Genomic DNA, 12,923 nt, shown 5'->3' with positions numbered 1-12,923 from the left:
GATGGTTGTGACATTTGATGGTGTCACCAAGAAATATGGAAAGGAAACAGCATTGAACGATACCTCCTTTCAATTCCAAAAGGGGAAGATATATGGTCTGCTGGGTCCGAACGGCAGCGGGAAATCGACTACATTGAAGATGATTGCAGGGCTTGTGCTTCCGAATACAGGGACCGTCACGATGAACGGAAAGCCGGTCACACGGAAAATGGCCAGTGAAGTCGCCTATTTGACGGAACTGGATATGTTTTATGAAGCATTCACCGTGGATGGGATGATCCGGTTCTATGCCTCCCAGTTCCCTGACTTCGATACAGACAGAGCCAGTGAACTGGTGGAGTTTATGGAACTTGATGGCGGGAAGAAGATCAAGCATTTATCCAAAGGGAACCGGGGCAGGCTGAAACTCGTCCTCGCCCTGTCGCGGAACACCGAGGTACTGCTTCTCGATGAACCATTCTCAGGGCTTGATCCCATGGTAAGGGACTCCATCGTAAAAGGACTGCTCTCCTATATTGATTTCGGGAATCAAACAGTGATCATTGCCACCCATGAAATCGATGAGATCGAAGCAATCCTGGATGAAGCCTATATCATCTCTGGTGGAGAAATAAAAGGGCACTGCCAGGTGGAAGAGCTGAGGGAAGCGGAAGGCTTGTCTGTCCTGCAGTGGTTGAAGAAAACGACTAAATCGGAAGGGAAGATGAAATGATGAAGACGGTTGTGCAATTACAAAGTGTTTCCAAAGTCATCAAAGGCAAAACCATCATTGATAATTTAACGTTTGACGTGTATGAAGGGGAGGTATTCGGTTTCCTTGGCCCGAATGGAGCCGGGAAAACGACAACGATCCGGATGATCGTAGGGCTGATGAATATTTCAAAAGGGGATGTCCTCATCTCCGGCAAAAGCATCAAAAAAGACTTTGAAGGCGCCATTAAAGATGTCGGGGCCATCGTTGAAAATCCTGAGCTCTATAAATTCATGTCAGGATATCAGAACTTAAAGCATTTTGCCCGCATGCAAAAAGGGATCACCGATGAACGGATGAAAGAAGTCATCGAGCTGGTCGGCTTGACGGACCGGATCCATGACAAGGTGAAAACATACTCCCTCGGAATGAGACAGCGTCTGGGACTTGCCCAATGCCTTTTGCACAAGCCGAAGCTGCTCATTCTCGATGAGCCGACAAACGGCCTGGATCCGGCGGGAATCCGCGAAATCCGTGCGTATATCAGAAAGCTCGCACAGGAAGAGGGGATGGCAGTCATCGTATCAAGTCACCTATTATCCGAAATGGAAATGATGTGTGACCGGATCGGGATCATCCAGTCCGGTAAACTGGTCGATGTGCAGCAAGTGAGGGACTTTGTGGAGGGGGCCGAACAGGTCTATCACTTCGAGGTCAACGAAGTGGATCGACTCAAGGCGGTTCTGACCGCATTCGATCCCGGCGTCAAGTTTGAAGCCCAAGGCTCACACGTTCAGGTGGCCCTGACAAAAGAGCAAGTACCGGACGTGATCCGCGCCCTCGTAGAAGCGGATGTACAATTATACAGCGTCATGCCTGTTGCCAAAACATTGGAAGACAGGTTCCTGGAAATTACAAATGATAAAGGAGAGGTCGTGCATGCTTAGTCTTATTAGAAATGAATGGACCAAAATCTTCAAGCGCGTCGGCACGTATGTCATGCTGGGACTGCTGATTCTCATTATTGGGGTGACAGCTGCCTTCACGAAGTATGAGGACCTGAAAGCGGATGAATCGGGTAACTGGAAACAGGAACTCTCGGCCCAGGTGGAATCGGAAAAGCAAATGCTCGCTGAAAATCCGGATATGAACAAGTTTATGATGAAGGACGCTGAAAGAAGGATTGCCATCAACGAATACCGGATTGAAAACGACGTGCAGCCGAGTACGAAGGAAACCGTTTGGACGTTCGTCGAAATGAATGCTTTTTCCGTCCTTGTCGTAGGTCTGTTTGCCATCATCGTGGCAGCGGGCATCGTCGCAAGTGAGTTCAGCTGGGGCACGATCAAGCTGTTGCTCATCCGCCCCATTTCCAGAACCAAAATATTGTTATCGAAATATGTTACCGTCATTTTATTCGGGATGAGTATGCTGCTTGTATTATTTGTTGTCTCATTCCTGATTGGACTTCTCTTGTTCGGGGGAACCGATCAGTCCACTCACTTAGCCTATGTGGATGGAAAGGTAGTCGAACAGAACATTGTGGGATACCTGATTAAGACCTATTTATTGAAAACGATCGATGTCGTGATGATGGCTACGATGGCCTTCATGATTTCGACCGTATTCAGAAGCAGCTCACTGGCGATCGGGATTTCATTATTCCTGCTATTCGTCGGAGGGAATGCCACAAGCTTACTGGCCCTTAAATTCGACTGGGCGAAATACAGCCTGTTCGCCAACACTGACCTGACTCAATATACCGGATTCACGCCGCCGCTTGTTGACGGGATGACCATGGGCTTCTCCATCACGATGCTCATCGTCTACTTCATCATCTTCCAGCTGCTATCGTTCATCGTATTTAATAAACGGGATGTGGCGGCATAAAGGCTGTAATTAATAAGCAAACCAAAAAGTGACGACCTCATCAGAGTTCGTCATTTTTTATGTGTACCGGTACAAATCGGAAAATTTCAGGCGTGTCACCTGATTAAGGAGATAGGCGGATTCTTTGCCACCCTTTTTTCGAAGCGTATTGAGGGCTTCGATCATTTCATCGTGGGTCACAAGCCCCACCCCGTGGCCGAAGTATTGATCCTCTTTGATAAAGACAGAGTTTTCACCCATCCAGATCGGGTCTTCAAAGTCGGGGTTGAAAAAGTAATAAACATCCCCGGGGATATAATCAAGTCCTTTATATGTGACCATCGGAAGATCGTCATCATAGTTGTGGCCCCACACAAGGAGCGGGGAATACAGCCGGTTGAAGTAGGGGGTCCTGATCGTATCGAGGATCGATTTATAATAGATCAGCACGATGCTTGTGACACATTCGAAGCTGTAAGCGGAGCCGTTGGTAAAGATGTCTTCGATAGCGTCAGAAGGAAGCTTGGATTCCTTTAGACGGTACCCGTAAGGAGTCTTCAACCAGAATGCCGGGTTGAATTTGGAATGCTCGAAGGCAGAAAATTTGGCGTCACTATCATTCATGAGTTTTGCATTGGCAATGATTCTTTCTCTTACCTTCAGTTCATATTTCAGCTCTGAAAGATTAAGATATCGATAGTCGGTAGGGCTTTCTTTTAATGAAGTGAAAATATTTTCCTGAACAGGTGTCAAATTCGGTAAATCCTTCGGTGATGATTCATTTTCCATGATGATCAATCCATCCACCTCCAGGCCTTTTTACTAATGTATGATGGGGTGGGGAGAAATGGCATTCTCAAATGAATTAAAGTGTCTGTCACTAAAACAAACCTGCCAAAAAGGAAAATCCCTTTCCGGCAGGTTTGTATTTTCTGGTGGTTCAATTACTTCATCTGTTTAGTAATCTTCTCATAAACCTGAGCAATGGCCTGTTCGAATTTCCCGGTTGCTTTCGGGGTGTAGTAGCGTGCATTTTTCAGTTTGTCAGGGAGATAGGTTTGCGGGACCCACCCTGATTCATAGCTGTGAGGATACTTGTATTCCACTCCTCTGCCCAGTTCCTTGGCCCCTTGATAATGGGCGTCCTTCAGGTGATCCGGGACCTCACCGCTCTTTCCTTTCCGGATGTCTGAAAGGGCCAGATCGATGGCTGTGATCGCTGAATTCGATTTAGGGGAAAGACAGAGCTCGATGATTGCGTTAGCCAGCGGTATCCTCGCCTCTGGAAATCCGATCTTCTCAGCAGTTTCCACTGCAGCGAGCGTCCTTGGCCCCGCCTGAGGATTGGCGAGTCCGATATCTTCATAGGCAATCACCAATAATCTGCGGGCGATGCTCGGCAGGTCTCCCGCTTCAACGAGTCTTCCGAGATAGTGGAGAGCGGCATTCACGTCGCTTCCGCGGATCGATTTCTGAAACGCGCTCACGACATCGTAATGGGCATCCCCGTCTTTATCATGGGAAAAGCTTTTCTTTTGAAGGCATTCTTCTGCGACCCCGACATCAATATGAATGACACCGTCCCCATCCGGAGAAGTGGACAGCACAGCAAGCTCCAGTGCGTTCAGTGAACTCCTCACATCCCCGAAGCTGCTGCTTGCAAAATGTTCGATGGCTTCGTCCGTAACCTGGAGGGAATAGGCGCCGAGTCCCCTCTCTTCATCTTCAATGGCACGGGTCAAGGCAATTTTCATTTCTTCTATTGAAAGGGGCTTTAATTCGAATATCTGGCATCTGCTCCGGATGGCCGGGTTGATGGCATGATAAGGGTTGCTTGTGGTAGCACCGATCAATGTGATCATCCCGTTTTCCAAATAAGGAAGGAGGAAATCCTGCTTTCCTTTATCAAGCCGGTGGACCTCATCCAATAGGAGGATCACCTTACCAGACATTTTCGCTTCTTCTGCCACGATCTGAATATCCTTTTTATTATTTGTCACGGCATTAAGGGTTTTGAAACGGTATTTTGTACTTCCGGCGATCGCGCTTGCGATGGATGTTTTTCCAATGCCGGGAGGGCCGTACAGGATCATGGATGAAAGCTGCTTCGCCTTCACCATCCGGTCGATGATTTTCCCTTCTCCGACTAAATGCTGCTGCCCGATGATTTCCTCGATGGTCCTCGGTCTCATCTTAAAGGCAAGTGGTTTTATCGACATGAAACATCTCTCCAAACTGACGTTCTAGTTATCTTCACTTTATCACAGGCGGTTTCATTAAGGAAATATTGTGGCTGAAGAAGGAGGGTGAATCGCCCCTTTCACAGTGTGAGGGCGGATATGCTATAATAACAAAAGTCAATGCAGAAGAAATACACGTCTCTGACGTTATTAAATATAGTAGAGGTGCTGGACATGAAGATATCAACTAAAGGCCGATACGGTTTAACGATTATGATTGAGCTTGCAAAACGCCATGGTGAAGGGCCGACTTCACTGAAAACGATCGCGCAGCAGCATGAGCTGTCGGAACATTATCTTGAACAGCTGGTCGCTCCGCTTCGTAACGGCGGTCTTGTCAGGAGTATCAGGGGGGCTTACGGTGGTTATGTATTGGGCCATGAGCCGTCTGAAATCACAGCGGGGGATATCATCCGCATCCTTGAAGGCCCGATCAGCCCCGTAGAAGGAATCGAGGATGAGGAACCGGCTAAGCGTGAGCTGTGGATCCGGATCCGTGATGCGGTCAAGGAAGTACTCGATAATACAACGATAGAAGATCTGGCGAGCCACTCGGATGACGGGGAATCCGATGCGTACATGTTCTATATCTAGGAGGTAACGATAAATGGAAAGAGTGTATCTGGATCATGCTGCAACGTCGCCCATGCATCCTGAGGTGATTGATGAAATGACAGCGGTGATGAAGGAGACCTTTGGTAATCCATCGAGCATACATTCATTTGGCCGTGCATCGCGTCACCTTGTGGATCGTGCACGCACCATCATTGCAGAGAGCATTCATGCAGATTACAATGAGATCATTTTTACGAGTGGTGGAACCGAGGCGGATAATTTAGCGATCATTGGAACGGCTGAAGCCAATAAGGAAAAGGGAAACCACATCATTACGACACAAACGGAGCATCATGCCGTATTGCATGCATGTGAATTTCTTGAGTCCAGGGGGTTCGAGGTAACGTACCTGCCGGTGGACCGGACAGGGAGGATTTCCGTTGAAGAGCTTCAAAAGGAACTCCGTGATGACACCATTCTTGTGACAATCATGTTCGGAAACAATGAAGTGGGGACACTTCAGCCGATTAAAGAGATCGGCAAGCTTCTAGAGGATCATCAGGCCTATTTTCATACGGATGCCGTACAGGCTTTCGGATTGACTGCCATTGATGTGCAGGAGCTCGGGGTCGATCTGCTTTCAGTCTCTGGACACAAGATCAATGGCCCTAAAGGGATCGGCTTTCTTTACGCCCACAAACGTGTGGATCTTCAGCCCGGGTTATACGGCGGGGAGCAGGAAAGGAAGCGCCGGGCCGGAACGGAAAACGTGCCGGCGATCCTCGGCCTCGGCAAAGCCGTTGAAATCGCCCAACAAACGATGGAAGAGAAGAGTGCCAGCTACTCCCGCTTCAAGGCTTCACTGAAAGAAACCTTAGAAGGAAGCGGCATTGAATTCGAGGAGAACGGATCCCTTGAGCATGGATTGCCCCATGTGCTAAACTTAAGCTTTCCCGGCACGGATGTTGAATCCATGCTGGTGAATCTGGATATGTCAGGTATCGCTGTATCAAGCGGTTCCGCTTGTACGGCTGGATCTATAGAACCTTCACATGTACTCGTGGCGATGTATGGGAAGCAGTCTGAGAAATCAAGGAACTCCATCCGTTTCAGCTTTGGTCTGGGGAATACGGAGGAGCAGATTACCTGGACTGCCCATGAAGTCGCTGAAATCGTGAAGCGATTAACAACTTAAATCGTCCGAACGGGGCGAATTGAACGGAATAAGGAGGTGGCGTTAGTGAAAAAAGAACCAAAGGATACAAGGGTGGTCGTTGGGATGTCCGGCGGAGTGGACTCTTCTGTAGCCGCATTACTGCTAAAGCAGCAGGGCTATGAAGTCATCGGGATCTTCATGAAAAACTGGGATGATACCGATGAAAACGGAGTGTGTACGGCAACCGAAGACTACAACGATGTCATTCGTGTGTGTAACCAAATTGGTATTCCTTACTACGCTGTGAATTTTGAAAAACAATACTGGGATAAAGTGTTCACGTATTTCTTGGATGAGTATAAAGCCGGGAGAACACCGAACCCTGATGTAATGTGCAATAAAGAAATCAAGTTCAAAGCATTCCTTGATCATGCCCTGAAATTAGGAGCGGATTACCTTGCGACAGGTCACTATGCACAGGTTGAATACCGTGACGGGGAGTACAAGATGCTCCGGGGTGTCGACAATAATAAAGATCAAACCTATTTCCTGAATCAGCTGGGGCAGGAGCAGCTTGAAAAAGTGATGTTCCCGCTTGGGAGCATCGACAAGAAAAAGGTAAGGGAAATTGCGAAGGAAGCCGGCCTTGCTACGGCGACCAAAAAAGACAGTACAGGGATTTGCTTCATCGGTGAACGTAATTTCAAGGATTTCTTGAGTAATTATCTTCCGGCACAACCAGGTAAGATGGAAACGTTAGATGGGAAAGTGATGGGCAAGCATGACGGCCTCATGTACTATACCATCGGTCAACGTCATGGCCTTGGCATCGGTGGTGCAGGTGAGCCATGGTTCGCCATCGGGAAGGACCTGGAAAGAAACGTCCTTTACGTCGGGCAAAGCTTTGAGCATCCTGCCCTTTATTCCGATTCCATCCTTGCGACGGATGTTCACTGGACATCGAATTCAGAGAAACCTTCTGAATTTGCATGCACGGCGAAATTCCGTTACCGCCAGGATGACAATAAGGTCACGGTGGTGCCGCTTGAAGACGGCAAGGTGAGAGTCATTTTTGATGAACCGATCCGTGCGGTGACACCAGGACAGGCGGTTGTTTTCTACAACGGCGATGAGTGCCTGGGTGGAGGAACGATCGATACTATCTTTAAAGACGAAAAGAAACTTACCTACGTCGGGTAAGGATTAAAGGAAAAGGACTGAGAAGAGGAGAGGCCAAATCTCTTATCTCTCAGTCCTTTTTTCATCATGGATGGATAGCCGACTCCCGGGTACCTTATGTTATACTATTAACGATAAGATCATCGACAACTTGCATACATAAATCATGACAATATAGAGGTGTTTACATTGGATAAGAATTTAAAAGGAATTGAATTGTTACAAGAAGGAAAAGTGGAAGAAGCGGTTAAACTTTTTACAGAAGCCATCGAAGAAAATCCAACGGAACCGGTGGGGTATATTAATTTCGGAAACGTACTGATGTCGGTCGGGGACAATGAAAAGGCGAAGAAGTTCTTTGAACGGGCAATCTCCATCGACGAGAACGCAGGGGCAGCGTATTATTCCCTTGGAAACCTGTACTTTAATGAAAATCACTTTGACGAAGCGAAGGATCAATTCGAAAAGGCGATTTCTAATGGAATGGAAAATGCCGACGTGTACTTCATGCTGGGAATCAGTCTGTTCCAGTTGGAGCAGCCGAGACTGGCGTTACCTTATTTGCAGCGAAGTGTCGAATTAAATGAAGAGGATGTGGAGGCGCGCTTCCAATTGGGACTTTGTCTTGCTAAGGTGGAAGCTTATGAAGAAGCGATTACTCAATTATCCAGGGTAGTGGAAGCGGATCCCGAGCATGCCGATGCTTATTACAACCTGGGAGTTGCGTATGCAGGGCATAAGGATGATGCAGAAACAGCACTCATGTATTTCAATAAAGCGGTCGACGTCCAGCCTGATCATATGCTGGCGGGCTATGGCATCAAGATGATCGAAAAGCTTAAAAATGAACAAAGTGAATAGTTAGGGGGTTCACTGCCTTGAGCCAGCAAGATTCTTTAAAGCTGTTTGGTGAGGAAGAAATCTACATTAAAGGAAGGCATCTTGTCACCATTTTTCATAATGAGGAAAATCTTTATACCGTGGTCCGGATCAGGGTGGACGAGACCAATGATTCTTATGAAGATAAAGAAGCGGTCGTCACCGGGAATTTCCCTAAGATTCATGAAGATGAAACCTATGTGTTTTATGGAAGATTTCAAGAGCATCCCCGGTTTGGCATGCAGTTTCATGCGAAGCATTTCAAGAAAGAGATCCCCCAGACCACACAGGGTGTCGTCCATTATCTATCGAGCGATTTATTTAAAGGGATCGGGAAAAAAACAGCTGAGAAGATCGTTGAACACATCGGTGAAAATGCCATCGGTAAAATACTCGAAAATCCGGGCCTCTTAGACGAGATTCCGAAACTTCCAAAAGAAAAGGCAAAGAGTATTTATGATACGCTTTCCGAGCATCAGGGCCTCGAGCGGGTCATGATCATGCTGAATGACCTGGGTTTCGGACCCCAGATTTCCATGAAGGTCTACCAGGCCTATAAGGAGCAGGCACTCGAAATCATTCAAAAAAATCCCTATAAGCTGGTGGAGGATATTGAAGGGATCGGATTTACCCGGGCAGATGAATTAGGGTCCAAAATCGGATTGACGGGCAGTCATCCCGACCGGATCAAAGCAGGCTGTCTCTATACACTCGAGCAAACCTGTGTCAAGCAGGGCCATGTGTATCTTGAGGCGGAAGAACTCATTGTAACGGTGAAGGAGCTCCTTGAGAAAAGTCAGCCTGAAAAAATCGATTACACGGAGATATCCACTCAATTGGTTTCCCTCGAGGAAGAAAGCAAAATCATTGGCGAAGGGACGAAGGTATATGTTCCCTCCCTTTATTTTTCTGAAAAAGGGATCGTGACGAATATTGAAAAAATTCTGTCCCAGACCCAATATAAAGATCAATTCCCCCAATCCGAATTCCTATTGTCACTGGGGGCCCTTGAGGACAGGTTGGGAGTGCAGTACGCCCCTTCCCAAAAAGAAGCCATCGAAACGGCCCTGATGTCTCCCATGCTCCTGTTAACGGGAGGACCGGGTACGGGAAAGACGACGGTCATTCAGGGAATCGTCGAACTGTTTGCCGATCTGCACGGCTGTTCGTTGGATCCCAAGGACTACAAAGATGAACCGTTTCCCGTATTGTTGACAGCCCCTACAGGCAGGGCGGCGAAACGGATGACAGAGTCGACGGGCCTGCCCGCCATGACCATCCACAGGCTCCTCGGATGGAACGGTCAGGAAGGATTCCAGAACGATGAAGAACGGGCGATCGAAGGCAAGCTTTTGATTGTGGACGAGGTATCCATGGTAGACACATGGCTTGCCCATCAATTGTTGAAGGCTCTCCCTGAGGATATCCAAGTGATATTTGTCGGGGATGAAGATCAATTGCCCTCGGTCGGTCCGGGTCAGGTTTTGAAGGACCTGTTGAAATCAGAAGTGGTGCCGACCGTCAGGCTGACGGATATTTACAGACAGGAAGAGGGCTCATCGATCATCGAACTCGCTCACCATATGAAAAGGGGTGAGGTGCCTCAAGACCTGACAAAGCAGCAAAAGGATCGTTCTTTCTTTCCGTGCAGGACGAATCAGATTTCCGAGGTCGTTCAAAAAGTGGTGGAGAATGCAAAGAAAAAAGGCTACTCCCCAAAGGATATACAGGTACTTGCCCCTATGTACCGGGGCCCGGCTGGAATCGATCGCTTGAATGAACTGCTTCAGGAAATCTTCAATTCCAACGATGGGACCCGGAAAGAACTCGCCTTCGGGGATGTGAAATACCGGATTGGGGATAAGGTCCTTCAGCTTGTCAATCAGCCTGAAAACAATGTTTTCAATGGGGATATCGGTGAAATCGTTTCGATATTTTATGCAAAGGAAAACACTGAGAAACAGGACATGATCATCGTTTCATATGAAGGCAATGAGGTCACGTATACACGGCAGGACCTCATGCAAATTACCCATGCGTATTGCTGTTCGATCCATAAGTCACAGGGAAGCGAATTCCCGATTGTGATCCTGCCTGTCGTGAAGAGTTACTACCGAATGCTTCGGAGGAATCTTCTGTACACGGCCATCACACGCAGTAAACAGTTTCTCATTCTCTGCGGGGAGTTGGATGCTTTTAGACTGGGCGTTGAAAGGGAAGATGATTTTCTCAGAAAGACGACCCTGAGTGAAAAGTTAAAGGGGCTACTGGATCAAGAATCCAGCTTGAAACAGGATCCATCTGCCGACAGCATGCCCATTGAGGAACTTCTGCTGAATGAAGATCCCATGATTGGTATGGAAGGCATCACCCCATACGATTTTATGAAAGCATAAGGTTGACGAATGAAGAATTTCCGATTTGGAAATGGTTCATTCGTCAACCTTTTTTTGTATCAGGTTATTTGTGTTAACTTAAAAATAATTTAGTTGACATATATTCATTGTAAGCGATATCCTTATCTTGTACAAGAAACGACAGATGGGGGAAAACAGATGAATAGAAAATTAAGAACGATCGATCTTACACTTGCAGGGATGTTTGTTGCACTAATGGCGATCGGTGCCAATATCACAACTTTCGCACCTTTTATGGTAGTAGGCGGAGTTCCCATTACGTTACAAACATTCTTCGCCATTTTAGCAGGGGCAATCCTTGGGAGCAGGGTCGGGGCCCTTTCCATGACAGTGTACGCACTGGTGGGATTAGTGGGTGTTCCTGTATTTGCACGATTCGGGGCAGGTTTATCTACTATTGTGAGCCCTACCTTCGGATTTATCGTTTCATTCATTTTTACAGCTTACATTACAGGGAAAATTGTAGAAAAACACAAAGGGATCAAGACCTACATCTTTGCCGCATTAGTCGGCATGATAGTCAATTATGTGGTCGGTACGAACTGGATGTACGCAGCATATAAGTTTTGGGCACAGGCTCCTGAAGGATTCACTTATAAGCTGGCATGGGCCTGGATGGTCGTTCCGCTTCCCAAAGACATCATCTTAGCCGTCTGTGCAGGTATGATGGCTCATCGGTTGGAGAAATCGGTTCTGTCAAAGAGCACATTCAGAAACGTGAATCGAGCAGCATAAAGGGGAGGAAACGAGATGAAAACGTGGAAGGAGCTTGCCGGAGAGGTCATTGGGGGAGCGGAATTAACAAATGAAGAAGCATTATCGATTTTGGAAAGTCCGGATGATGAACTCTTAGAATTATTGCATGGCGCTTATAAGATTCGAAAACATTATTACGGTAATAAGGTCAAGTTAAATATGATCTTCAACACCAAATCTGGACTATGTCCCGAGAATTGCGGCTACTGTTCACAGTCGAGCGTGTCTGATGCACCGATCGAGAAGTATCGGATGGTCGAGAAAGAAACGATCCTAAAAGGAGCCGAGAACGCTCATCAATTGAACGTCGGTACCTACTGCATCGTCGCCAGTGGGCGGGGCCCGAGCAACCGGGAAGTGGATCATGTCGTGTCAGCGGTAAAGGAAATCAAGGAGAAGTATGATTTGAAGGTATGCGCCTGCCTCGGGTTACTGAAGGGGGATCAGGCGAAGAGGCTGAAGGAAGCAGGGGTGGACCGTTACAACCATAACATCAATACTTCCAGTAACCACCATGAGAACATCACCACTTCCCATACATATGGAGACAGGGTGAATACAGTGGAACAGGCAAAGGCGGCAGGCATATCCCCTTGCTCGGGTATCATCGTCGGTATGAAAGAAACACTTCAGGATGTTGTGGATATGGCACGCAGCTTAAAGGCGCTGGATGCCGATTCGATACCGGTGAATTTCCTTCATGCCATCGACGGGACGCCTCTTGAAGGCACCAATGAACTGAACCCAAGATATTGTTTGAAGGTCCTTTGCTTGATGCGTTTCATCAATCCGGCAAAAGAGATCCGGATCTCTGGCGGGCGAGAAGTGAACCTACGCAGTTTACAGCCACTCGGTCTATATCCGGCCAATTCGATTTTCGTCGGGGACTATTTGACGACCGCCGGGCAGGAAGGGACTGCGGATCATCAAATGCTTGAAGACCTCGGATTTGAAATCGATTATGTGAAAGAAGAAAGCGGGCTATCCGTCACCACCCGTTAAAAAATTTCAATGGATGCGATGGAAAAGGTTACTCCTTATGAAATCAGGAAAATATCCCACACTATATAAGAACGGTGATCCACCGTTTGTGCGTCCATTCTCATTAAACAAGTATAAATCAGGCTCCCGTTGGACATGATGGTAGGGAATAATCACCATTTATGGTGTAACCAGAGGTG

12 protein-coding genes are annotated in these 12,923 nt (G+C 47.4%); 10 read left to right on the top strand and 2 right to left on the bottom strand.

Annotated features, from left to right (window positions below; translation table 11 throughout):
- Position 1 precedes the first annotated feature (1 nt).
- From CN378_RS15125 to CN378_RS15115, 3 genes are read left to right on the top strand one after another with little or no spacing between them, the layout of a single operon-like run.
- Positions 2–712, top strand: a complete 711-nt coding sequence (locus tag CN378_RS15125; RefSeq protein WP_098353217.1) for an ABC transporter ATP-binding protein — start codon at positions 2–4, stop codon at positions 710–712.
- Positions 712–1,638, top strand: coding sequence for an ABC transporter ATP-binding protein (locus CN378_RS15120; RefSeq protein ID WP_098353215.1), 927 nt, complete (start codon positions 712–714; stop codon positions 1,636–1,638). Before CN378_RS15125 ends, CN378_RS15120 begins: the two co-directional genes overlap by 1 nt.
- Positions 1,631–2,581: an ABC transporter permease gene (locus tag CN378_RS15115; protein WP_098353213.1), complete on the top strand. Its 951-nt coding sequence runs from the start codon at positions 1,631–1,633 to the stop codon at positions 2,579–2,581. The genes CN378_RS15120 and CN378_RS15115 overlap by 8 nt, the downstream gene beginning before the upstream one ends.
- A gap of 57 nt (positions 2,582–2,638) precedes the next feature.
- Here CN378_RS15115 and CN378_RS15110 read toward each other — a convergent pair whose 3' ends face one another.
- Both CN378_RS15110 and CN378_RS15105 read right to left on the bottom strand, forming a co-directional pair.
- A complete protein-coding gene (locus CN378_RS15110; RefSeq protein WP_098353348.1) occupies positions 2,639–3,349 on the bottom strand; it encodes a protein-glutamine gamma-glutamyltransferase in 711 nt (236 codons plus the stop codon).
- 155 nt (positions 3,350–3,504) lie between these two features.
- Entirely contained in the window at positions 3,505–4,773 is a 1,269-nt protein-coding gene (locus tag CN378_RS15105; protein ID WP_179884946.1) for a replication-associated recombination protein A, read from the bottom strand.
- Positions 4,774–4,974: 201 nt separating this feature from the next.
- Between CN378_RS15105 and cymR the strand changes: the two genes are divergently transcribed.
- The 7 genes from cymR to bioB all read left to right on the top strand — a co-directional run bounded on the left by cymR (position 4,975) and on the right by bioB (position 12,744).
- Entirely contained in the window at positions 4,975–5,394 is a 420-nt protein-coding gene (cymR, locus tag CN378_RS15100; RefSeq protein ID WP_044339554.1) for a cysteine metabolism transcriptional regulator CymR, read from the top strand.
- 13 nt (positions 5,395–5,407) lie between these two features.
- Positions 5,408–6,550, top strand: coding sequence for a cysteine desulfurase family protein (locus CN378_RS15095; protein WP_098353209.1), 1,143 nt, complete (start codon positions 5,408–5,410; stop codon positions 6,548–6,550).
- A 45-nt stretch (positions 6,551–6,595) separates the two neighbouring features.
- On the top strand, positions 6,596–7,711 hold the full coding sequence (gene mnmA / locus CN378_RS15090; protein WP_098353207.1) for a tRNA 2-thiouridine(34) synthase MnmA: 1,116 nt from the start codon (positions 6,596–6,598) through the stop codon (positions 7,709–7,711).
- Between the two features lie 168 nt (positions 7,712–7,879).
- Entirely contained in the window at positions 7,880–8,551 is a 672-nt protein-coding gene (locus tag CN378_RS15085) for a tetratricopeptide repeat protein (RefSeq protein WP_098353205.1), read from the top strand.
- 17 nt (positions 8,552–8,568) lie between these two features.
- Complete coding sequence (recD2, locus tag CN378_RS15080) at positions 8,569–10,965, top strand: SF1B family DNA helicase RecD2 (RefSeq protein WP_098353203.1); 2,397 nt, start codon at positions 8,569–8,571, stop codon at positions 10,963–10,965.
- A gap of 159 nt (positions 10,966–11,124) precedes the next feature.
- On the top strand, positions 11,125–11,721 hold the full coding sequence (locus tag CN378_RS15075) for a biotin transporter BioY (protein ID WP_098353201.1): 597 nt from the start codon (positions 11,125–11,127) through the stop codon (positions 11,719–11,721).
- Between the two features lie 15 nt (positions 11,722–11,736).
- Positions 11,737–12,744, top strand: a complete 1,008-nt coding sequence (gene bioB, locus CN378_RS15070) for a biotin synthase BioB (protein WP_098353199.1) — start codon at positions 11,737–11,739, stop codon at positions 12,742–12,744.
- Positions 12,745–12,923 lie beyond the last annotated feature (179 nt).

The sequence above is a fragment of the Bacillus sp. AFS015802 genome, from assembly GCF_002561455.1.
GTDB lineage: Bacteria > Bacillota > Bacilli > Bacillales > Bacillaceae_B > Rossellomorea.
The sequence above is the reverse complement of the archived record's forward strand: the minus strand, read 5'-3'. Positions and strand labels throughout refer to the sequence as shown.

What these genes read in the sequence shown, in the direction of transcription:
- CN378_RS15125 (WP_098353217.1), top strand. Translation starts at nt 2, where the DNA reads ATGGTTGTGACATTTGATGGTGTCACCAAGAAATATGGAAAGGAAACA.
- CN378_RS15120 (WP_098353215.1), top strand. Translation starts at nt 712, where the DNA reads ATGAAGACGGTTGTGCAATTACAAAGTGTTTCCAAAGTCATCAAAGGC.
- CN378_RS15115 (WP_098353213.1), top strand. Translation starts at nt 1,631, where the DNA reads ATGCTTAGTCTTATTAGAAATGAATGGACCAAAATCTTCAAGCGCGTC.
- CN378_RS15110 (WP_098353348.1), bottom strand. Translation starts at nt 3,349, where the DNA reads ATGGAAAATGAATCATCACCGAAGGATTTACCGAATTTGACACCTGTT.
- cymR (WP_044339554.1), top strand. Translation starts at nt 4,975, where the DNA reads ATGAAGATATCAACTAAAGGCCGATACGGTTTAACGATTATGATTGAG.
- CN378_RS15095 (WP_098353209.1), top strand. Translation starts at nt 5,408, where the DNA reads ATGGAAAGAGTGTATCTGGATCATGCTGCAACGTCGCCCATGCATCCT.
- CN378_RS15075 (WP_098353201.1), top strand. Translation starts at nt 11,125, where the DNA reads ATGAATAGAAAATTAAGAACGATCGATCTTACACTTGCAGGGATGTTT.
- bioB (WP_098353199.1), top strand. Translation starts at nt 11,737, where the DNA reads ATGAAAACGTGGAAGGAGCTTGCCGGAGAGGTCATTGGGGGAGCGGAA.